At 68.8% G+C, this 18,144-nt stretch carries 29 protein-coding genes; 13 read left to right on the forward strand and 16 right to left on the reverse strand.

The features are described 5' to 3' along the window. Window positions 1-12: 12 nt before the first annotated feature. Together ABG090_RS04480 and msrA are read left to right on the forward strand one after the other, a co-directional pair. The gene (locus ABG090_RS04480) at window positions 13-186 is read left to right on the forward strand and encodes a hypothetical protein (protein WP_347756784.1); all 174 of its coding nucleotides are present in this window, start codon (window positions 13-15) and stop codon (window positions 184-186) included. 103 nt (window positions 187-289) lie between these two features. Continuing rightward, complete coding sequence (gene msrA / locus ABG090_RS04485) at window positions 290-844, forward strand: peptide-methionine (S)-S-oxide reductase MsrA (RefSeq protein ID WP_347756786.1); 555 nt, start codon at window positions 290-292, stop codon at window positions 842-844. Here msrA and ABG090_RS04490 read toward each other — a convergent pair whose 3' ends face one another. After that, a complete protein-coding gene (locus ABG090_RS04490) occupies window positions 845-1,447 on the reverse strand; it encodes a hypothetical protein (protein ID WP_347756788.1) in 603 nt (200 codons plus the stop codon). Window positions 1,448-1,575: 128 nt separating this feature from the next. Between ABG090_RS04490 and ABG090_RS04495 the strand changes: the two genes are divergently transcribed. From ABG090_RS04495 to ABG090_RS04515, 5 genes are all read left to right on the forward strand, one after another. Beyond that, window positions 1,576-2,808 (forward strand): ATPase, T2SS/T4P/T4SS family, encoded by a 1,233-nt coding sequence (locus ABG090_RS04495; RefSeq protein ID WP_347756789.1) that lies wholly within the window; start codon window positions 1,576-1,578, stop codon window positions 2,806-2,808. Beyond that, complete coding sequence (locus ABG090_RS04500) at window positions 2,805-3,662, forward strand: type II secretion system F family protein (RefSeq protein WP_347756791.1); 858 nt, start codon at window positions 2,805-2,807, stop codon at window positions 3,660-3,662. The genes ABG090_RS04495 and ABG090_RS04500 overlap by 4 nt, the downstream gene beginning before the upstream one ends. Then, window positions 3,659-4,531: a type II secretion system F family protein gene (locus ABG090_RS04505; protein WP_347756793.1), complete on the forward strand. Its 873-nt coding sequence runs from the start codon at window positions 3,659-3,661 to the stop codon at window positions 4,529-4,531. The genes ABG090_RS04500 and ABG090_RS04505 overlap by 4 nt, the downstream gene beginning before the upstream one ends. Window positions 4,532-4,612: 81 nt before the next feature. Next, on the forward strand, window positions 4,613-5,656 hold the full coding sequence (locus ABG090_RS04510) for a DNA methyltransferase (protein ID WP_347756795.1): 1,044 nt from the start codon (window positions 4,613-4,615) through the stop codon (window positions 5,654-5,656). Further along, the gene (locus ABG090_RS04515) at window positions 5,653-6,654 is read left to right on the forward strand and encodes a hypothetical protein (RefSeq protein ID WP_347756797.1); all 1,002 of its coding nucleotides are present in this window, start codon (window positions 5,653-5,655) and stop codon (window positions 6,652-6,654) included. The genes ABG090_RS04510 and ABG090_RS04515 overlap by 4 nt, the downstream gene beginning before the upstream one ends. Window positions 6,655-6,676: 22 nt before the next feature. Here ABG090_RS04515 and ABG090_RS04520 read toward each other — a convergent pair whose 3' ends face one another. The 14 genes from ABG090_RS04520 to ABG090_RS04585 all read right to left on the reverse strand — a co-directional run bounded on the left by ABG090_RS04520 (window position 6,677) and on the right by ABG090_RS04585 (window position 13,755). Beyond that, window positions 6,677-6,841, reverse strand: a complete 165-nt coding sequence (locus ABG090_RS04520; protein ID WP_347756799.1) for a hypothetical protein — start codon at window positions 6,839-6,841, stop codon at window positions 6,677-6,679. Between the two features lie 56 nt (window positions 6,842-6,897). Next, the gene (locus tag ABG090_RS04525; RefSeq protein WP_347756801.1) at window positions 6,898-7,449 is read right to left on the reverse strand and encodes a hypothetical protein; all 552 of its coding nucleotides are present in this window, start codon (window positions 7,447-7,449) and stop codon (window positions 6,898-6,900) included. A 57-nt stretch (window positions 7,450-7,506) separates the two neighbouring features. Beyond that, a complete protein-coding gene (locus ABG090_RS04530) occupies window positions 7,507-8,151 on the reverse strand; it encodes a recombinase family protein (protein ID WP_347756803.1) in 645 nt (214 codons plus the stop codon). Further along, on the reverse strand, window positions 8,148-8,450 hold the full coding sequence (locus ABG090_RS04535; RefSeq protein WP_347756805.1) for a hypothetical protein: 303 nt from the start codon (window positions 8,448-8,450) through the stop codon (window positions 8,148-8,150). Before ABG090_RS04535 ends, ABG090_RS04530 begins: the two co-directional genes overlap by 4 nt. Next, window positions 8,447-8,635, reverse strand: coding sequence for a hypothetical protein (locus ABG090_RS04540; protein ID WP_347756807.1), 189 nt, complete (start codon window positions 8,633-8,635; stop codon window positions 8,447-8,449). The genes ABG090_RS04535 and ABG090_RS04540 overlap by 4 nt, the downstream gene beginning before the upstream one ends. A gap of 17 nt (window positions 8,636-8,652) precedes the next feature. Continuing rightward, window positions 8,653-8,841 carry a hypothetical protein gene (locus ABG090_RS04545; protein WP_347756809.1) on the reverse strand — a complete coding sequence of 63 codons (189 nt, stop codon included), beginning with the start codon at window positions 8,839-8,841 and terminating at the stop codon, window positions 8,653-8,655. Window positions 8,842-8,844: 3 nt separating this feature from the next. After that, the gene (locus ABG090_RS04550) at window positions 8,845-9,048 is read right to left on the reverse strand and encodes a hypothetical protein (protein WP_347756811.1); all 204 of its coding nucleotides are present in this window, start codon (window positions 9,046-9,048) and stop codon (window positions 8,845-8,847) included. 278 nt (window positions 9,049-9,326) lie between these two features. Further along, window positions 9,327-9,917, reverse strand: a complete 591-nt coding sequence (locus ABG090_RS04555; protein ID WP_347756813.1) for a hypothetical protein — start codon at window positions 9,915-9,917, stop codon at window positions 9,327-9,329. Window positions 9,918-9,984: 67 nt separating this feature from the next. Then, window positions 9,985-10,221 (reverse strand): WhiB family transcriptional regulator, encoded by a 237-nt coding sequence (locus ABG090_RS04560; protein ID WP_347756815.1) that lies wholly within the window; start codon window positions 10,219-10,221, stop codon window positions 9,985-9,987. A gap of 59 nt (window positions 10,222-10,280) precedes the next feature. Further along, the gene (locus tag ABG090_RS04565; RefSeq protein WP_347756817.1) at window positions 10,281-12,326 is read right to left on the reverse strand and encodes an AAA family ATPase; all 2,046 of its coding nucleotides are present in this window, start codon (window positions 12,324-12,326) and stop codon (window positions 10,281-10,283) included. Next, a complete protein-coding gene (locus ABG090_RS04570; RefSeq protein ID WP_347756819.1) occupies window positions 12,323-12,667 on the reverse strand; it encodes a hypothetical protein in 345 nt (114 codons plus the stop codon). Before ABG090_RS04570 ends, ABG090_RS04565 begins: the two co-directional genes overlap by 4 nt. 59 nt (window positions 12,668-12,726) lie before the next feature. After that, the gene (locus tag ABG090_RS04575; RefSeq protein WP_347756821.1) at window positions 12,727-12,909 is read right to left on the reverse strand and encodes a hypothetical protein; all 183 of its coding nucleotides are present in this window, start codon (window positions 12,907-12,909) and stop codon (window positions 12,727-12,729) included. 169 nt (window positions 12,910-13,078) lie between these two features. Next, window positions 13,079-13,354 carry a hypothetical protein gene (locus ABG090_RS04580; RefSeq protein WP_347756822.1) on the reverse strand — a complete coding sequence of 92 codons (276 nt, stop codon included), beginning with the start codon at window positions 13,352-13,354 and terminating at the stop codon, window positions 13,079-13,081. Between the two features lie 218 nt (window positions 13,355-13,572). After that, window positions 13,573-13,755 carry a helix-turn-helix transcriptional regulator gene (locus ABG090_RS04585; RefSeq protein WP_347756824.1) on the reverse strand — a complete coding sequence of 61 codons (183 nt, stop codon included), beginning with the start codon at window positions 13,753-13,755 and terminating at the stop codon, window positions 13,573-13,575. Between the two features lie 292 nt (window positions 13,756-14,047). Between ABG090_RS04585 and ABG090_RS04590 the strand changes: the two genes are divergently transcribed. Further along, window positions 14,048-14,365: a hypothetical protein gene (locus tag ABG090_RS04590; protein ID WP_347756825.1), complete on the forward strand. Its 318-nt coding sequence runs from the start codon at window positions 14,048-14,050 to the stop codon at window positions 14,363-14,365. A 56-nt stretch (window positions 14,366-14,421) separates the two neighbouring features. After that, entirely contained in the window at window positions 14,422-15,150 is a 729-nt protein-coding gene (locus ABG090_RS04595; RefSeq protein WP_347756827.1) for a hypothetical protein, read from the forward strand. Window positions 15,151-15,165: 15 nt separating this feature from the next. On the opposite strand, the gene ABG090_RS04600 is transcribed toward ABG090_RS04595, so the two are convergent. Continuing rightward, window positions 15,166-16,542, reverse strand: a complete 1,377-nt coding sequence (locus ABG090_RS04600) for a recombinase family protein (protein ID WP_347756829.1) — start codon at window positions 16,540-16,542, stop codon at window positions 15,166-15,168. A 121-nt stretch (window positions 16,543-16,663) separates the two neighbouring features. Between ABG090_RS04600 and ABG090_RS04605 the strand changes: the two genes are divergently transcribed. From ABG090_RS04605 to ABG090_RS04620, 4 genes are read left to right on the forward strand one after another with little or no spacing between them, the layout of a single operon-like run. Continuing rightward, the gene (locus tag ABG090_RS04605) at window positions 16,664-16,852 is read left to right on the forward strand and encodes a hypothetical protein (protein ID WP_206447062.1); all 189 of its coding nucleotides are present in this window, start codon (window positions 16,664-16,666) and stop codon (window positions 16,850-16,852) included. Beyond that, window positions 16,852-17,232, forward strand: coding sequence for a TadE/TadG family type IV pilus assembly protein (locus tag ABG090_RS04610; protein WP_347756831.1), 381 nt, complete (start codon window positions 16,852-16,854; stop codon window positions 17,230-17,232). The genes ABG090_RS04605 and ABG090_RS04610 overlap by 1 nt, the downstream gene beginning before the upstream one ends. Beyond that, window positions 17,207-17,701 carry a hypothetical protein gene (locus tag ABG090_RS04615; protein ID WP_347756833.1) on the forward strand — a complete coding sequence of 165 codons (495 nt, stop codon included), beginning with the start codon at window positions 17,207-17,209 and terminating at the stop codon, window positions 17,699-17,701. Before ABG090_RS04610 ends, ABG090_RS04615 begins: the two co-directional genes overlap by 26 nt. Next, window positions 17,698-18,144, forward strand: coding sequence for a pilus assembly protein TadG-related protein (locus ABG090_RS04620; RefSeq protein WP_347756835.1), 447 nt, complete (start codon window positions 17,698-17,700; stop codon window positions 18,142-18,144). The genes ABG090_RS04615 and ABG090_RS04620 overlap by 4 nt, the downstream gene beginning before the upstream one ends.

Raw genomic sequence — 18,144 nt, forward strand, 5'->3', positions numbered from 1 at the left:
CCGGATGAGCGGATGGGCGAGGCGCTCGAGCTGGTGCACGCCAAGCGTGACGAGGATGGCCGCTGGCCGCTAGACGTCAAGCACGGCGGCGACGCCGTCAACGACTACGGCGCGGTCGGCGAGCCGAACCGCTGGATCACGCTGCGGGCGCTGCGCGTGCTGCGCTGGGCCGAACGACCGGACTGAACGCTCAGCGAATCTCCGCCGATCGGGACCAGAATGGAGCCCGCCAGCGTTGCATCATGAGACGTCGCACCGCGCGCCGTCAGCAGAGTGAGGAGCACCCACCATGGCCAGTGGCATCAACGACCCCGGCACGATCACCAGCGACCCCGGCACCGAGACGGCCGTGCTGGCGGGCGGATGCTTCTGGGGACTCGACGATCTCATCCGTCGGCAGCCGGGCGTGCTGAGCACCCGCGCCGGCTACACCGGCGGCGACAACGACCACGCCACCTACCGCAACCACCCCGGTCACGCCGAGGCCGTCGAGATCGTCTTCGATCCCACGCAGACGACCTATCGCGACATCCTCGCGTTCTTCTTCCAGGTGCACGACCCGTCCACGCGCAATCGGCAGGGCAACGACATCGGCACGAGCTACCGCTCGGCGATCTTCCCGCTCACGCCCGAGCAGGAGCGGGTCGCCCGCGACACCATCGCCGACGTCGACGCGTCGGGGCTCTGGCCGGGCAAGGTCGTGACCACGATCGAGCCCGCCGGTCCGTTCTGGGAGGCCGAGCCCGAGCATCAGGACTACCTGGCGGAGAACCCCAACGGCTACACCTGCCACTTCGTGCGGCCCGGCTGGGTGCTGCCGGAGCGCGACTCCGCCAGCGCCTGATCAGTCGAGGAAGAGGCGTCGACGCCTGGACCAGTCGTTGGTGCCGTAGGTGACGTCGAGGCCGATGACGGCCGGGCTCGTGAGCGTGCGCTTGACCACGAGGGGCAGGCCTTCGCCGGGTTCCAGCACCGCCGGGAGGGTTCGGGGCAGGCGGACGTCCTCACCGGCGTCCGCCTGGCGGATCTCGAGGACGGCGATCGAGACGTCGAGCACGTTCACGAGCTCGAAGTGGCGCCGGTCGTTCCGTCGGATCTGCAGGGCCGAGCGGCGCATGCTCGGCTCCACGGGCGGTGCGGCACGTCCCGCGTCACCCCAGCCGTCCAGCTGCGAGAGGCGACGGCGGGTCTCCTCGTCCGGGCCCGGCTCGGCCGAGGCCGCGGTGGCTCGCTCGGGTGCGATCGGCGGCGCGGGGACGCCCTCCTGCTCGGGGGCGACCGTCTGCCGCAGGCCCTTGTAGGTCTTGCGCTCGCCGATCAGCGCCCACGCGGCCACTGCGCTCGCGAGGATCGAGCCGATCGCGCCGACCCACGCGGGGATCGCGACGCCCCACAGGTCGGTTCCGGCCGGCTCGGCTGACGTGCTGGCGATCCAGAGCTCGAACATGCGCTCATCGTAGGCGCGGGTCGGCGGATGCCCGGGTGGGTTCCGAGTGGACCGTGCGCTGCCAGCTGTCGTTCGGTGCTGTGGACAACTTCCGCGGCGGGCGGTGCCGTTCGGCTTCACTGGCTCGCATGCGTCAAGCCGTCGCCGAGATCACCGCGAACGTGCGGGCGACGGTGCGGCGCGACGGCATCGACCTGACGGGTTCCGGGGATCTTGCCGAGCGCTACGTGCGCGACGCCGTGCGCGCCTACGCGGAACGCTCACTGGGCGGCACGCAGCCGATGCTCGCCGATGAGCGGCAGGCGGAGCGCGATGTGCTGGCGGCGGTGTCGGGCTACGGGCCGTTGCAGCCGTACCTCGACGATCCCGAGATCGAGGAGCTCTGGATCAACCAGGGCTCGCGCGTCTTCTGCGCTCGCAGCGGCGTCAGCGAGCAGCTGCCGCTGCGCCTCACTGAGACCGAGGTGCGCGACCTGGTCGAGCGGATGCTCTCGACCACCGGCCGCCGGGTCGACCTGAGCACGCCGTTCGTCGATGCATCGCTGCCGGACGGCTCGCGCTTGCACGTGGCCAGCGGCGACGTCGCTCGGGGTGCGATGAGCCTCAACATTCGCAAGTTCGCGCGTCGCCTCTCCTCGCTTGCGGCACTCGTGGAGCGCGGCGCGCTCAGCCAGCAGGCGGCGACGTTCCTGGCACAGGCGGTCGTCGCCGGGTGCAACATCCTCGTCTCCGGTCCCACGCACGCAGGCAAGACCACGCTGCTGAACGCGCTGCTCGCCGGCGTCAGGCCAGGCGAGCGGGTGGTGACGGTGGAGGAGACCTTCGAGCTCGACCCGCCCGTCGACGACCTGGTGGGCCTGCAGTGCAGGCAGCCGTCGCTGGAGGGCACGGGCGAGATCACGCTGCGCCGACTCGTGAAGGAGTCGCTGCGGATGCGGCCCGACCGGCTCGTCGTGGGGGAGGTGCGCGAAGCGGAGGCACTCGACCTGCTCGTGGCGCTCAACTGCGGGGTGAGCGGCATGTGCTCGATCCACGCCAACTCCGCACGCGATGCGCTCGCGAAGCTCACGACGCTGCCGCTGCTCGCGGGCCGCAACATCGACGCCGGCTTCGTCGTGCCGACCGTCGCGCAGTGCATCGATCTCGTGGTGCACCTTGCGATCGACGCTCGCGGCAACCGGCAGGTGATCGAGATCCTGGCGCCGACCGGGCAGTCGACGGCGGGCATCATCGAGGCCTCGACGCTGTTCGGAATGCGCGACGGGCTGCTCGAGCCGACCGGGTCGCACCCGGCCCGCGTCACCAAGTTCGCAGCCGCAGGCATCGACCCGACCGCACTCCTGCAGGGCGGCAGCGCATGAGCTGGCTGCTGGGTGCGCTGCTGGGGCTGGGGCTCGTGCTGGCGATCAGTCCCTGGCTCTGGCCCCGGGTCGAGGCTGCCGGCGATCCGCGCCCGCGGGCTGCGCTGCTCGATCGCCTGACCCAGGCGGGACTCGACGGCATCCCACCCCTGGCGCTGCTGGCCGTGTCCCTCCTGGCAGGGGTGCTGGCCGCCGGGGTCGCGCTCGCGCTGACACCGGTCATCGCGGTCGCGGGCGCCGCGCTCGTGGCCGCCGGCGCGTCGCCCACGCTTGCCGTCCGCTGGCGCGCGAAGCGGCGTCGCCGCGCGCAGGCCGCGGTGTGGCCCGACGTCGTCGACCACCTCGTCTCCGCGGTGCGCAGCGGCCTCGCGCTGCCCGATGCGGTGTCGCAGCTCGAGCACGCCGGCCCCGCGGTCACTCGGCCGGCGTTCGCCGGCTACGCCGCAGACCTGCGCGCGACAGGCTCCTTCGGCTACGCGCTCGACCGGCTGAAGGATCGACTGGCTGACCCGGTCGGCGACCGCATCATCGAGACGCTCCGCATGGCACGAGAGGTCGGCGGCACCGAGGTCACCACGGTGCTGCGGGAGCTCGCCGCCTACCTGCGGGCGGATCTCGCCACCCGGGGCGAGCTCGAGGCACGACAGAGCTGGGTGGTCAGCGCAGCCCGGCTGGGGGTCGCCGCGCCGTGGATCGTGCTGCTGATCCTCTCCACTCGACCGGAGGCCGCGCAGGCGTACAACTCGGGCGGCGGTTTCGCGCTCATCGCCGCGGGCGCGATCGTGACCTTCATCGCCTATCGCGTGATGCTCCGCATCGGGGCGCTGCCGACCGAGGCGCGGTCCTTCGCATGAGCGCCGAGATCGGGTGGAGCCTGATCCTGGGGGCAAGCCTCGGGTTCGGGCTGTGGCTGCTCGTCAGTCTCGTACCGGTGTTCCGGCGGCCGCTGCTGCTGCACCGCGTCGCACCCTACGTGCTCGACGTCTCCGCCGGCGCCCGCGACCTGGTCGCCCGTCGCCGAGTGAATCCGGCGCGCGTGCTCGGTGTCATGGTGTCGCCGGTCGGCGACCGCGCGGCGCCGGCGATCCACGGCATCCTCGGCGCACCCGAGAGCATCCAGCGTCGCCTGCGGCAGGCGTCGGCCGCCGAGACCCTCAGTGACTTCCGCGGGCGCCAGCTGCGATGGAGCGTCGTGGGCGGCGCGCTCGGGGCGACGCTCGGCGTTGCTGGCGCGATGCAGCAGGGCCCGGTCGTGCTGCCCGCTGCCCTCGCGGCATTGGGCGCCGCCATCGGTGCGTTCGCGATCGACTGGCTGCTGCAGCGGCGCGCGAAGCGCCGACTGGCGCGGATCTCGAGCGAGCTGCCGTCCATCCTCGAGTTCCTGTCGCTCAGCCTCGCGGCGGGCGAGGGGCTGCAGGACGCCCTGCGGCGTGTCGGCGCGGCCGGCCACAGCGCGCTCGGGCGGGAGCTCGCGGCCGTGGTCGCGGATGCCGCTGCGGGCACGAGCCTCTCGCGGGCGCTCGGGACGCTCGCCGACGAGCTGGGCCATGCCGGCGTCACGCGCAGCGTCGACCAGATGCGCGGTGCGCTGGAGCGGGGCACGCCGTTGGCGCAGACGCTGCAGGCTCAGGCGCTCGACGCCCGGGAGGCCGCGAAGCGTGACCTGCTCGAGGCGGCGGGCCGTAAGGAGATCTCGATGCTCGTGCCCAACACAAATGGATAAAGGTACTACTCGCCCTTCGGGCTGAGGGACACCCCTTGGGCCTTCCCGCGCGAGGTCTGCGGCCCCCTCTAGTCTGTGAGCATGCCAGTCACCCCGATCCGCCCGCCGTACACGCTGCACCGGGGGAACGTGCTCCGTGCCTACAAGGACTGGGAAGCACCCGACACGATCATCAGTGATGGCGCATACGGCGTGCGCGGGTTCCACGGGGACACGACAGGCGCTGACGGGCTGGTGGACTGGTACCGCCCCCACGTGACGGCCTGGGATCGCGCGGCGAAGCCCGGATCAACGCTCTGGTTCTGGAACACCGAGGTTGGCTGGGCGACGGTGCACCCGCTGCTAGTCGAGCACGGTTGGGAGTACGTGCAGACGATCACCTGGGACAAGGGCGTCTCGCACATCGCCGGTAACGTCAACGGTCGCACGATCCGGCGGTTCCCCGTCGTGAGCGAAGTGTCCGTGCTCTACCAGCGACGCTTCATCATCGACACCCCCGACGGCCCTCTCGACGTGAAGCCCTGGCTCCGCTATGAGTGGCAGCGCAGCGGCCTGCCCCTCTACAAGTCGAACGAGGCGTGCGGAGTCAAGAACGCTGCGACGCGCAAGTACCTGACGGCAGACTGGCTCTGGTATTGGCCCCCCGGCGAGATGGTCGCACGCCTCGCGGCCTATGCGAACGAGCACGGTGTGGCCCACGAACGTCCGTTCTTCTCCCTCGACGGCGAGCACTCTGTGACGGCTGAGGAGTGGGACACCCTCCGCTACAAGTGGAACCACGTCCACGGTCTGACCAACGTGTGGCAGCGGCCTGCCCTGCACGACTCCGAGCGCTTCAAGGGGACGCTGGAGCGTTCCGCGCCGCGCGTACACAACCCCTCGGTCCAGTCTGCCGCCCACCTGAACCAGAAGCCGCTGGAGTTCATGCGCCGCCAGGTGCAGGCGGTCACCGATCCGGGCGACGTGGTGTGGGAGCCGTTCGGTGGTCTCGCATCGGCGTCGGTGGCGGCTGTCGAACTCGGGCGGCGCGCTTACGTCGCCGAGTTGAATCCGACCTTCCAAGACATCGCAGCGGGCCGTCTCGTCGACGCGCAGGTGACCTACTTCGGGGCGGCATCAGCATGAGTGATGAGTTCGAGGTCGGTCCCGCTGTGCCCACCGACGAAGATGCCGCTGAAGCCATCGACCCCGGCCAGGTTGTGGACGCTGATGCCCCCGACGCGCCCAGCGAGCCAGAGCTCGATCCGGACGACCCGCGTACCGCGCTTCAGACGAGAGTGCGCGCGGCCCTCCTCGCGCTGCCTGGCGAGTTCGAGTTCGGCAACCCCATCAGCGGAGTCGCCGCTACCGACCTGTTCAACCTCAATACGTTGCTCGGGGCTGGCATCGAGGTGGAGGTCGTCCGGACGCTGAACAAGCTGCGGTCGATGTGGGACCCGGAGGAGGAGTGGCTCGGGTACCGTTTCGAGCGCTCGTCGCAAGCTTTCCCCGACGTGCGCCTCGTGCGCCGCGATCAGGGCGCGAACGACATCGCTCTAGGCATCGAACTCAAGGGCTGGTGGTTGCTCTCGAAGGAAGGGGAGCCGTCGCTACGGTTCCAGGTCACGCCCGAGGCATGCGCGCCGCATGACCTGGTTTGCGTAGTGCCCTGGCACCTGTCCGACGCCGTGGCGGGCATCCCTCAGGTGATCGAGCCGTGGGTGAAGTCTGCACGCTACGCGGCTGAGTTCCGCGACTACCACTGGCAGCACGTCCGCAACGTGCGCGCGTCGACCACGGACGTCGGCATTGACTACCCCGAGAGCGCTGCGCCCTACCCGACGAAGGCTGACCTGGTGGTGGCGAAGCCTCGTCAGGACGGCGGTAACAACTTCGGGCGTCTGCCCCGAGCGCACCCCTTGATGGACGAGTTCCTCGCCCGCTCGAAGGAGCACGAGGTGCTCGGCATCACGGTTGGCAGTTGGATTACCTTCCTGCGACGCCACAGCGACACCGCAACCCCCGACGAAGTGGCTGAGTACCTCCAGCGGCAGTTGAGGGCCCACACCAAGAAGATGGCCCCTCAAACGGCTGAGGAACTCCTCGCGCTGATGGGGCGCATGAGCGACCTGCTCGCCCCGTAGCGACGACGGTCAACAGGTGGCGCTAGCGCAGCCCGTCGAACGGATCCACGATCGCCTGCACGCCGTGCTCCGGGCAACTGAAAGCGATGCGCACGCCTTGACCGTCCTCAGCCACCGGCTCCGGCTCGCAGTCGCCGCCGCACGTCGTGCAGGTGCGGTAGCCCTCGTCGGGTTGGTCGGTGTCCACAGTGCCCATCCTCGCAGTGCGGTCGAGCGCGCGGTCGGGCGGCAGGGCTGGAAGCGTCAGTCGCCCCAAAGGTCGTCCACCGCTGCGTCGTTGTCTTCCTTGCGGGCCCTCTCGACGTTGGCCGACGCAACGTTGAGCGCGGTCAATGCCTCGCTGAGCTGGGTGAACTTGGCCTCGTCGTACAGCGCCTGGGGGATGAACGGGTCACGGTCTTCGAGGTCGTAGCCACTGGCACTGAGCACTTGGCTGAGCGCTCCAGTGCGGCGATAGAAGCGCTTGAAGAGCGCGTTGTGGACATGCCGGTTATCGACCTTGGAGTAGGCAATGGTTGCCCAGTCGATGTCGTCGGTCGCTGCAACGAACTCTCGACCGAGTTCCTCGGCGGCGGATCCAAGTGCCGAGCGCATCTCGGTGACGCCCTCCTTGCCGAGTGCTTTGGTCACTTCAGGCTGATCGACGGCGACACGCTTCGCGGCATCAGCGGCCCTTGCAGGCAGGTCGGTCGCGATCTGTGCCAGGCAGGCTTGAATCGCGCTGTCGGCCTTAGCGCGCGCGGCGGACATGGCTTCGGTGGCTTGCTGCAGAGCGGCCTTCGTCTCGTTCGTCATGATGCTGATCGTAGAGGCGGGGTCTGACATCGAGGCCGCGCGGCAGTCGTGGCCCGCTCAGACGGCGAGCAATCGCCGCTGCACCTTTGCCACGGTGTTGACCGTCCAAGGTGCGCCGGTCGCCGTGGTGAGGCCCTCGGCGTTGAGCGCGGCAGCCGTGGCGGTCAGGGTGTACGTGGCGCGCAGGGCCAGCAGGCGGTCGCCGGTGCGCTGGGGGAGCGTGGACACCCGGCCCATGTGCCTGCCTTGGCGCTTGGCCGCTTGCATGGCGGCAGACGTGCGCTCGCCTATTACCTCTCGCTCCCACTCGGCCACCGACATCATGACGTTGGCGACGAGCTTGCCGGTGGGCGTGCTGGTGTCCACGCCGAGGTCGATAGCCACGACCGACCACTTGCGCGCAGCGGCCAACTTCAGGATGCCCGAGAAGTCGTGCACGCTGCGGCTCAGGCGGTCGAGTTTGGCCACCACGATGCCGTCAACGTCGCGGCGCTTCGGGATGACGTGCAGCCGGGCGAGCGCGGCCTGCAACTGCGGGCGGTCGAGCGACTTGGCGCTGAGCCCCTCGTCCACGTACCAGGTCACCTCCCAGCCGTGCGCGTCGGCGTAGCGCTGGATGGTGTCGCGCTGAGCCTCCAGGCCGAGGCCGCTGTTGGCCTGCTCCTCCGTGGACACGCGCAGGTAGCCGATCATGGTCGTCATCGGCTGGACCTCTTCGTCCGGTCGTACAGGTCGCCCTCGACGTGCTGAAGCTTCGCCCCAGTGCCCGGATGCGTGGCCGTGTAGACGTAGGTGCCCTCGGTGAAGTGGATGTGCCAGCCCGCGTCGTGCAGGGCGTCGGCGAGATCATCGTCCGCGCCGCCTGGGAACAACGCGTCCGCAGCGCTTGGCGGCTGGAAGCCGTCCAGGATGGCTTTGAGGGCAGCGAAGGTGTCGGGCTTCTCCTGGCGCACGCGGGCAAGCGTGACGTCGTACATGGCCCAGTAGCCGCCGAGGTTCATCGGCTCTGCGCCCGTGTCGCGCCGGTGGCTGTCGCGGCGAGTGTAGCCGCGAGCGCGCTGGCCTCGTGCGGGAACAGCGCGACCGTGTGGCCAGGGAGCGAGAGCATGACGACAGGGTGCCCGTCGTCCAGATACTCGGTGTCGCGCTCGACGCTGATCGCCCCGCCCGCGAAGCGTGCGTCCACCACGGCAGCCTCGGTGCTCACAGTTGCGCTCCGGCAGTAGTGAAGGTGGCAGCGGCGTACTCCCACTCGTCGTAGGTTGCGGTGGTGGTGCCATCGTCGTTGATCCAGCGGTCGTGCGCCTCAGCCAGATCGGTGAACTCGACCTCGGTCCAGCCGTTGTCCTCGACCAGGAACTTGCGTACCTCGTAGATGCTCGGGGTCGCCACGGCTCAGGCGCCCATCCGCTTGAGCATGGCGCGCTCCGTGAGCGTGACGTTGGCTGCGTGCTCGAAGTAGTCATCCGACAGCGGGACTGCTGCCTCCATGCGGGTGATCGAGGAACGGTACTGCTTCAGTAGGTCCTCGGCGCTGGCCTGAGCCAGCCAGTCGATCCGGCGCTGGGCTTCGGCTTCGGCTTCGGTAATAGTGCTCATGGGCTGCCTCCTCATGCATTCGAACGTTTGTTCGAACACGAGCAACTATGCCTCAAGGGTCCCCTTCTGGCAAACACTGTGATGAAACAGTGTGATGATGGATCGCGGCGTGCTGGCGCGTGGTGCTGACGGTCCGGAGCGCGGGGCGGGCGTGGCCCGGTCGCAAGTCATGCTCAGGCGCGCTCAGACGTCCGAGGGCGTCCTAACGGGGCCAGCCTGCACACACGCACGCCAGAGGCCCCCAGCAGCGCCAGGGGCCTCCGACGGCGGGGCGGTGCTCAGGCAGCGCCGACGCTCTCCGAGAAGGGTGCCGAGTAGGTGATCTGGTTCGCCAGGTTGTAGCCGGTGTCGCGCTCCAGGCCCTCGACCACGGCCAGCGCGGCAGCGGCGTCCGCGGACTGCGGCTGCGCCAGCCGGTAGGCGTCGAGGGCGTCGACCCAGCCCGACTGACGCGCACGGTAGCCGACCGCGTGCGCCAGGCTGTCGTCACCGCTGCGGACGGCGTCACCGAGTACGGCCAGCGCCTCGGCCTCGTCGTCGATGCGCCGAGCACGGTCGGCGGCGTCACGGCGCAGCAGCACGCTGTTGGCGTCGGTGGGCTGGTGGCCGAGCAGCTCGCGCTCGACGCTGGTGCGCAGGCCGGACACGTAGGCCTCCTGCTCACCCCTGATCGCGTCGAGCTTGCCCCTGGTTTGCTTGTCCAGAGCCTCCAGGTGCTCCTGCTTGGCGAGATCGGACGTCATGACATCGTTTAGGATGCTCTGCCGCTCCGATCGGTGGGCCTCCTTGGTGACGGTTGCGCGTGCCTTGAAGCCAGCGATCGACGACTGGATGCTCTTCTCGACGCCGCTTGCGGTGTACTTGCTCATGGTGTGGTTCCTTCCATTGGTTGCCGGGGACCGCCCGGCGCGGTGGTTGATGGGGCTGCCCTTGGGGTCACTGCTTCCCTCCCAGGGAGTAGGCGTGCCCGGCCCAGAAGCCGAACGTCGGCCCGGATGCGACCGCGTAGGCATTGCACAGGTCCAGTACGGGGCAGCTCGCACAGATGGATGCGCACAGTGCGCGCTCTTCTTCGGACAGCCGGTCAGCGGTGAACAGCGCGCGACCGTCGCACGGCGGCGCGTTGTCCTCCAGTGCGGCGTTCAGGGCGGACCACGCAACTGCGGGCGTCATGGGGGCCTTCACCGGCGGTACGAGTGACATGTCCACACAACCGGGCGAGTTTGTGGGCCTCACGGGGTCCTCCCCACGCGAGGCTTCCGCTTCTGCCCGCCAGCGGCCCTAGTGGGCTTGCGCGCGCGTGGTGCCCCACCGACCGCACCGACTGCACCAACTGCACCGACTGTGGCTTCCGACATCCCTAGTCGGGTACTAGTTGGTGTGGTTGGTGTAGTTAGTTGCTCTCCCCTAAGCGGTTGCGCCGACTGTGCGCCCACTGGCAGGTCCCAGTAGGTGCGCCGGGGGTAGCCAGCCGAGGTCACGATGACGTCGAGCCGCTTGCAGGCCCGCTTGAGAGCGTCGACGCTGATTGCCACCCGCTTGGCCCGCTCCTTGACGGCGGAAGACGCCATGATTCCCTCGGAGAGCACGTCCTGTAGCCACTCGGCGGCTTCGGTTGTCGCAGACCTGTCGGTCTCGGTACCGGTGCGGCCCATCACCGAACCGATGGACTCGTGCAGGTCCTCGCCCCATACGACCCGACCTGTCCAGGCGGTGCCCTCGGCAGTGCGGACACCCGTCGAGGCAATCGTGAACGTGAGCGTCGGCAGGTCGGTGCGACCGAGGTTGTTCTTCGGGGTGCCGAACAGCTTGCGTTGCTCGGTGTCGTCGTCGGGGTCGATCACCACCGTGTGGACAGATCGCGCGACTGCCGTGAACGCCTTGGACCCCATGACCAGCTGCAGCGGGTCGGTCGACCCGGACTTGTTGTGGTGCATGATGCCGAGCACTGCCATGCCGGTGGTGTCAGCCACGGCCACGAGCGGCTCCAGCGCGATGCGCACGTCGGAGTCCTTGTGCGTGTCCTGCTCGCCGAGCCTGCTCATGAGCGGGTCCAGCAGCAGCAGCCCGGCGTCGGTCTGTTGCGCGGCCTGCTCCAGTGCGTGGATGTCATGGGGGAGGGACAGCCCGACGTGGATGTCCTCGGCGGTGCGCACTTCAACGCGGAACACCCTGTCGAGGTCGGCCTTGGCAGCGATGAGTCTCGGAACGATGGTGTGCTCCCAGGAGTCCTCCGTAGCGGCGATCAGCACACCACGCGGCTTGCCGAGGGACTCGCCCGGCAACTCGCCACGGGTGACCCGTGCGGCGATCCAGTAGGCGGTGGTCGACTTGCCTATACCCTCGCGGCCTGCGAGCAGTGCCAGAGTGCCGAGCGCGAGCCTGCCGTCCCACAACCACACCACCGGACGCGGCCTGATGGCCGATGCCGGCGTGAGCTGTAGCGTGCGGGCGCGCGGCCTCGCCTCGGCGCGGGTCGGCGCGATGCGCTCGGTCGGCGGCGCGTGCATCACCGCCTGCCAGTCGGCCTCCACCCGAGCGACGGCCTTAATCCACGCTTGGTCGAACGCCTCGCCAGCGTCCGGGTAATTGCGCGTGTAGCGCTCGCGGGCGACATCGTACGCCTGCCGCCGACCCTGGCCCCACACCAGCGCGTCCACGATGGGCGTTAGTAGGGGCAGCAGCTTGGCGTTGCTGACGCCGTCGAGCGGCACGGCTTCGGCCAGCGTGCGCGCCTTGGTGTTCGGCTCCGGCGTGCGTTCCTCGGCCAGCCATGCCTCCAGAGACACCGTGGACGAGTAGCCGCGCTCCTTGCGGTGGACGATGGCCCACGCCGGGGCCGGGGCGAGGCTCGGGGCCTCGGTGAGCGCTGGCCCGTTGTAGATGACCATGCCGACGCCCGCGCGAATGTCCACGCCCGCCATGCCGTGCACGTCGGTAGCGATGGTGCAGTCCATGCCAGCCGGGGCCGCATACAGGTCGTGCCTGCCGCGCCCACTGCGGCTCGTGTAGTGCATCGTCGCTGGCAACTTGATGCCCGCCGCCTTCAGACTCGCGAAGCCGTCTCGGTCGTCCTTGCGGTCCCGGTCGACCACCAGCAGCCCGGACTTGCCACAGTGGATGCCGATGCGCTCGCCCCGGCGGAACCCCCGCTTGATGGTTGCCGGGTCGGTGGTGGCCTCGTCGCCCCAGCGGACCAGCGGCTTGCCCTCTGCGGTGCACGGGAACACATGCCAGCCGACCGCCGCGAGACTGAGTGCGATGTCGACGGCGCTCACTCGTCGCCCTCGTCTTCGTCATCGTCGAAGTCGCCGACCTCAACCACCAACCGCAGGCGCAGCGGCTCGTCCGCGGTGAAGAAGAACACGTCGTAGGGTAGGCGAGGCTCACCCTGACGAGCGTTCGGGACGAGGCCGCTCCACTGAGCCTCGAGTGCCCAGGACAGCCCCTCCCGATCCCAGAACCACTGGACGTCGTACGCCTCAGGTGCGGCGGAGTCGCCGTACACGCGGATGAGTCCGTACCTGTACGGACGATCGGCCCGGTGAGGGATAATGACCGCGCGCTGATATGCAGGCTCGAACCACGCAGGATCGGCACCGCGGCGCAGCACGTTCATCGCCTCGGCCTCGGACAGCCAGGTCCTGGACGGGTAATCGGCCCGCAGACGACGGCGGTTCACTTCGAGCCCCCCGTGCGCAGCAGGCCCGACAGTCGCTTGATCTGCGACGTGGTTAGCGGCGGCGCGACGGCAAGCGCACGCTCGATCGCATCGGCAATCTTGGCCTCGGCCAGGTTGCGGCGCGCTACCTTCTCGGCCTCGGCATCACCGATGCGTGCGTTGTAGGCAACGAGGCCCACTGCCTGATGCGGAGTGAGTGGTTGGGATGTAGACAACGGAAAAGCTCCTCAACGGAACGGCACGCGAGGTGCCGGTGTTGAACTCCCGTTGAGAAGCTCCTGAGTAGACCCCCATTCACGTCAGGCGTGGCGTGAGAACCCGTGTTGTGCAGTTGTAGAGCGCGTGGCGTTAGCGCGGGGCTGGCATCCAGCCGCGAGCGCGTGCCGCGTCAAGTTGAGGGTACAGCGTCTCCGGCTTGAAGTACCCCTTGTACGGACAGCGATCGCAGTCGAGAGTGTGTCTGATGGAGACTTCCCCGCTCGGCTCCCACAGGATCGGGTCCGAGTCGCCCTCATTGTGGACGCGTGCCCAGCCGTCGCCGTCATCGCGGAACAGCGCCAGGGTGAGGGGGTCGTGGCTGGTGTGCCCGACGCCTTCGCAGAATACCTTGACGACTGATTCCATGTGCACTATTATGCCGCAACCCGCCCTTTTGGCTAATTCTCGCGGCCCCTCGGCGCGTCGCCTACCGGGGCTAGGAGCGGCGCTTGCGCGCCTGACAGCGTTCGCCGGGGCCGTTGGTGTGTGGGGTAAGTGGTTGGGGTAGGCCGGTAGCCGCCAAGGCACCAGCGGATCGCTGAGAGCTGCTGGTGGGGACCGCGCGTGCGGGCCGCAGGGTGTGGCTAGGCGCGCTCCGAGAGGAGATCGGCAGCTGGCACGTCGAGCGTCTCGGCGAGGCGGTAGATGATGTCGAGCGTTGGGTTCCTCCGGCCGCGCTCGATGCCGGAGACGTAGGTGCGGTCGAGGTTCGCACGGTGGGCGAAGTCCTCTTGTGACCAGCCGTGCTGGTTTCTGAGCTCCCGCACGCGCGTGCCGAAAGCGGCGCGGTGAGATGGAGCAGGCACCCGCCAACCGTTTCGCTAAGGTGACAATGAGTCCACGGACTATGAGTCACATTTCAGAGGAGCGCCACGCATGCCCACCCGATCCCCTCAGCCTTCAGATGTACCGAAGAGGCCTTGGTCCCTGAGGTGGTGGGTCTGGCTTGTCGCGGCGCTTGTGGTCGTCGGCGGTGTCAGTGCGGTTGTCAATCCGCCGGACGACAGCACTCCTTCGCAGCCGGCCCAGCCGACGCAGTCGGGTCCGGTTGAGCCAACCGTGTCCGAGCCTGCGGCCGAGACTGCCCCACTCGACTTGGAGGCCTTCCTGAGCGAGTCAGGCGTCGTCTTCGACAGTGCGCGATTCTCCGGCAGGAAGGCCACGATCTATGTGCCGACCGAAACGACCAATGAGCAGGCGCAGCGGATCGCCGCGGACGCAATGCTCTACATCTGCGATCATGCGAACCAAGCGGGCGATGGAGCGCCTGCGGCAAACCGCGTCGAAGTATCTGACGACGTCAACCGTTACTCGCCGGGATATGACGCGGCCGACCATCCGTCAGGATTTGCTACTGCAGACATTTGCGAGGGCTAGGCGCGCGGCGCGGCTGGTAGCGAGCCGTGTCGGTGCGCGCCACTAGATTGCTCAGCATGACTGAGATGCTGGCAGCGCTACTGGGTGCGCTCGTTGGTGGCCTCCTTTCCGCTTGGGTGGGCTCGCGGCAAACCGCCAAGGTCTTGAAGCACGAGACGGATCTGGCTGCGACGGAGCGAAGAGAAGCGCAACGCGTCGATGAAGAGCAGCGGCGAACGTATGCAGCCGATCAGCTGATCGCAGCGCTCGCCAATTTCACGACAATCGAAAGAGGCGATGAGGACTTAGGCTCTTTCGTTCGAGTCATGGCGACACCTGACGTTCATCGAGAAAGGAACGATCGTGCCGCAGCGCTGTTGCAAGCGGGGTCCAGCCATGCGCACGCTCTACCGGCGGAGCTGCGCGAACGATGGGAGGCCCTGGTATGGATGGTTCGCTTTAACCAGTCCAAACAGCCTGAGCGTTCGGATTCATTGCGGTGGCGCGACGTAAGTGACCTGCGGAACTACATCGAGTACGTTCGGCGGTCCCTGTACTCGGTCAGTGGGGATCACCCCGTGCCCCCAAGTTTTCCCGCGCCGGATGTGCGCCGTGAAGACCGCCGTATCTGGGGATTCAAGCCCGAGGACGGGGCCAACGAGCCCGACCTCACTGATTGGCAGCTCAGGGATCGGCTCGTAGGCAAGGTGCGCTTCTCGTCCGGGGAGGTCCGTTGGCACGGGCCGAACGGTCTCGTCGTGAACCTGCCGAACGAGGAGATTGACTCGGGGCCACCCGCGACGTAGGTCGCTCCGTACCGCTCAGCCCTTCCACTCGATCCGCACCAGGTCTGGATCGAAGGACCTGCCCGACCCTGACGGCATGATGGTCACCGTCACCAGCGTCGCAAGGACGGCGCGCTTGCTGTCCATGCTGAGTGCGGCCCATGTGGCGGGGGCAGTGCTGCCCATCAGCTCAGCAGGCACGGCAGCGGGCAGCGAAGCTTCCAAGTCGGCAGCAGCCTGAGTGCGGTCCACTCGCAATCGCTCGGTGATACGAGCCAACTGCGCAGCGTCGATGTCGCCAGTGGCAAACAGGTCGGCAGCGTTGGCCAGCCTGGCGTCGATGGCCTCGATGGAGTCCCGCGCCGCTTGCAGGGCAGCCGGGTCGCCCTGGGTGAACAACTGCGCTGCATCTGGCATCTGCAGTCTGCCCACCACGACGCCCTCCACCAGTGCGTCCACCAGGTCTTGCTTGCGACGCACGCCGTAGCATTCAAGGCACGAGTAACTCGGCGGCTGACGCTTCTTGCCGGTCTTGGTGGTCGTCAGCCTGCCGGGCGCGCGCTTCATCTTCGCGCCGCACTTCCCGCAGCGCGCGATCCCCGCCAGCAGGTGCTTCGGTGCTCGACCAACGTGCTGGCGCTTGCGGCTGGGGTCGTTCAGCAGGGCGACGATCCTGTCGTGCTCGTCGCGGCTGATGATCGGCTGCCAGTTGCCCTCTCCGATGACTTGGCCACGGTAGCGACGAAGACCGGCAAGCGACTCCCGCAGGATCATCTGTCGCAGCGTGGTGCCGTTCCACAGGCCCGCGCCAGCCGTGCGCCTGGGCGGCTCAACCCCGCGACGGTTCAGGTCAGTGGCGATGCTGCGCAGCGACTCGCCATCGAGCAACCGGGCTGCGATCTCGCGCACGGTCTTAGCCTCGTCTGCAACGACCTCCAGCCCGTCCGTTCCGCGACGGTAGCCGTACCCCACCGACCCGGAGGGTTCGCCCTTGGCTGCGCGCTGCCGGTTGGCTGCCCGCTGTCGTGTGGCCTTCTGTTCGCCCTCGTACTGGCTCCACGCGGCCACGGTGCGCGCAACGGCTCGGCCCGCTGGCGTGGTCAGGTCGAGAGTGCCTGCCGTCACGGTGTACACGGGCACGTTCAGTGCGATGACGCGCTCCAGGTCACGGGTCAGGCGCAGCAGCCGGTCCTGATGCCAGGCGACGATGGCCGTGGGCTGAGCGTCGAGCATGGCCTCGAAGCCGGGGCGCGCCTTGCCGCTGGTGGCGCTGATGTCGTTGTCGGTGTAGACCTTCGTCACCGTCAGCCCGAGGCGCTCAGCCAGCTCGCGACACTCCTGCTCCTGCCGCTCGACTCCAGCGCCTTCGCCGGTGCGGTCGAGGCTGATGCGGGTGTAGATGACGCAATCCATGAAGGTACCTTAACGCCATGTTGTTGCCACTGGTGTTCGGCCTGCTGCCGACCACCGTCGCGTTCGCGCTGTGGCCGGGTGTCTACGTGCTGCAGGTCGGATTCTGAAGGAGGAGGAGACCATGTCGACGATCAGCCGACGATTCCAGCGCCTCGTCGGGCGCATCCACGACGAAGAGCGCGGCGACGTACCCGGGTGGGTGCTCGTCACCCTGATGACGGCCGGACTCGTCATCGTCATCTGGACGGTTGCGGGCCCGGCGCTCACGGGCGTCTTCGAGCAGGCGATCGCGCGCGTCACGAGCTTCTGATGCGGCTGGCCGACGAGCGCGGCTCGGCGGTCGCCGAGTTCACCATGGTGGCTGGGCTGCTCGTCGTGCTCGTGCTCGCTGTCATGCAGCTGGCCCTCGCGATGCACGTGCGGGCGACGCTCTCGGATGCGGCGCGCGAGGGTGCGCGCCACGCATCGCTGGTCGGTTCCGATCCGGCGGCGGGCATCGCACGAACCCGGGCGCTGATCACCACGGCGATCGGGCCGCGATACACGGAGCAGATCACCGCGGCGACCGCGACCGTCGCCGGCCTCGAGACGATCGAGATCCGCGTCGCGGCACCGTTGCCGCTGTTCGGCCTGCTCGGGCCCACCGCCCTGGAGGTGACGGGCCATGCGCCGGTCGAGTCGGTCGGCTGAGGCGCGCACGGTGCTGGCCCGCTCGGCTCGACGCCTTGGCGACGAGGGCGGATCCGCCTCGCTCGAATTCCTCACCGTGGGCGTGGTGCTGCTGGTGCCGCTCGTCTACCTCGTGCTTGCGCTCGGTCAGATCCAGCACGCGGTGCTGGGCGTCGAAGGCGCCGCGCGGCACGCTGCGCGCGTCATCGCGCAGGCTGACGCGCACGGCGCCGGGATCGCCGCTGCCGATCGGGCCATCAGCGTGGCGATGGCGGATGCGGGCGTCGCCCGCGACGCGGTGTCCGTAGCGATCTCCTGCACGCCGGTGGCGAGCGACTGCACCACGCGCCGTGGGTCTGTGACCGTGCGGATCGCCACCACGGTGCAGCTGCCGCTGGCACCGCCGGTGCTCGAGCTCGGCACCGGCCTCGGCGTGCCCGTGTCCGCGCGTGCGATGCACCCGGTCTCTGCCTTCGGCGGCGTTCCGTGAGCGGCACGCTGCGGCGACTCGCGAGGGAGGACGCGGGATCGACGCTCGTGCTCACGATCGGCTTCGCGGCGCTCGCGCTCGCGCTGATCCTGGCCGTGACGGCGGCGACGAGCCTGCTGATCGAGCGGCGACGCCTGTTCACGGTGGCCGACGGAGCGGCGCTCGCGGCCGCCGAGGCCTTCGCGCTCGAGCAGGTGCGCTTCGACGGCGGCGCCGCGACGCCGGCGCTCGCCGATGCCGCCGTCGATCGCGCCGCAGCCGAGTGGACAGCGCGCGCCGCGGGCGAGCTCACGGCGATCCGCGTCGATGGCGCGAGCGCCGATGCCCGCAGCGCCTCCGTCAGCGTCTCGAGCGTGTGGCACGCCCCGGTGGTCTCGATCCTGCTGCCGGAGGGCATCCGACTCGATGTCACCTCGACGGCCCGGGCAGTCTTCGTCGATTGA

Origin of the sequence: Agrococcus sp. ProA11, from assembly GCF_039880525.1 — a bacterium.
Lineage (GTDB): Bacteria > Actinomycetota > Actinomycetes > Actinomycetales > Microbacteriaceae > Agrococcus > Agrococcus chionoecetis.

Coding starts and splice junctions, on each gene's coding strand:
- ABG090_RS04480 (WP_347756784.1), top strand. CDS start 13: ATGGGCGAGGCGCTCGAGCTGGTGCACGCCAAGCGTGACGAGGATGGC.
- msrA (WP_347756786.1), top strand. CDS start 290: ATGGCCAGTGGCATCAACGACCCCGGCACGATCACCAGCGACCCCGGC.
- ABG090_RS04490 (WP_347756788.1), bottom strand. CDS start 1,447: ATGTTCGAGCTCTGGATCGCCAGCACGTCAGCCGAGCCGGCCGGAACC.
- ABG090_RS04495 (WP_347756789.1), top strand. CDS start 1,576: ATGCGTCAAGCCGTCGCCGAGATCACCGCGAACGTGCGGGCGACGGTG.
- ABG090_RS04500 (WP_347756791.1), top strand. CDS start 2,805: ATGAGCTGGCTGCTGGGTGCGCTGCTGGGGCTGGGGCTCGTGCTGGCG.
- ABG090_RS04505 (WP_347756793.1), top strand. CDS start 3,659: ATGAGCGCCGAGATCGGGTGGAGCCTGATCCTGGGGGCAAGCCTCGGG.
- ABG090_RS04510 (WP_347756795.1), top strand. CDS start 4,613: ATGCCAGTCACCCCGATCCGCCCGCCGTACACGCTGCACCGGGGGAAC.
- ABG090_RS04515 (WP_347756797.1), top strand. CDS start 5,653: ATGAGTGATGAGTTCGAGGTCGGTCCCGCTGTGCCCACCGACGAAGAT.
- ABG090_RS04525 (WP_347756801.1), bottom strand. CDS start 7,449: ATGACGAACGAGACGAAGGCCGCTCTGCAGCAAGCCACCGAAGCCATG.
- ABG090_RS04530 (WP_347756803.1), bottom strand. CDS start 8,151: ATGACGACCATGATCGGCTACCTGCGCGTGTCCACGGAGGAGCAGGCC.
- ABG090_RS04535 (WP_347756805.1), bottom strand. CDS start 8,450: ATGAACCTCGGCGGCTACTGGGCCATGTACGACGTCACGCTTGCCCGC.
- ABG090_RS04550 (WP_347756811.1), bottom strand. CDS start 9,048: ATGAGCACTATTACCGAAGCCGAAGCCGAAGCCCAGCGCCGGATCGAC.
- ABG090_RS04555 (WP_347756813.1), bottom strand. CDS start 9,917: ATGAGCAAGTACACCGCAAGCGGCGTCGAGAAGAGCATCCAGTCGTCG.
- ABG090_RS04560 (WP_347756815.1), bottom strand. CDS start 10,221: ATGACGCCCGCAGTTGCGTGGTCCGCCCTGAACGCCGCACTGGAGGAC.
- ABG090_RS04570 (WP_347756819.1), bottom strand. CDS start 12,667: ATGAACGTGCTGCGCCGCGGTGCCGATCCTGCGTGGTTCGAGCCTGCA.
- ABG090_RS04580 (WP_347756822.1), bottom strand. CDS start 13,354: ATGGAATCAGTCGTCAAGGTATTCTGCGAAGGCGTCGGGCACACCAGC.
- ABG090_RS04595 (WP_347756827.1), top strand. CDS start 14,422: ATGACTGAGATGCTGGCAGCGCTACTGGGTGCGCTCGTTGGTGGCCTC.
- ABG090_RS04600 (WP_347756829.1), bottom strand. CDS start 16,542: ATGGATTGCGTCATCTACACCCGCATCAGCCTCGACCGCACCGGCGAA.
- ABG090_RS04605 (WP_206447062.1), top strand. CDS start 16,664: ATGTCGACGATCAGCCGACGATTCCAGCGCCTCGTCGGGCGCATCCAC.
- ABG090_RS04610 (WP_347756831.1), top strand. CDS start 16,852: ATGCGGCTGGCCGACGAGCGCGGCTCGGCGGTCGCCGAGTTCACCATG.
- ABG090_RS04615 (WP_347756833.1), top strand. CDS start 17,207: ATGCGCCGGTCGAGTCGGTCGGCTGAGGCGCGCACGGTGCTGGCCCGC.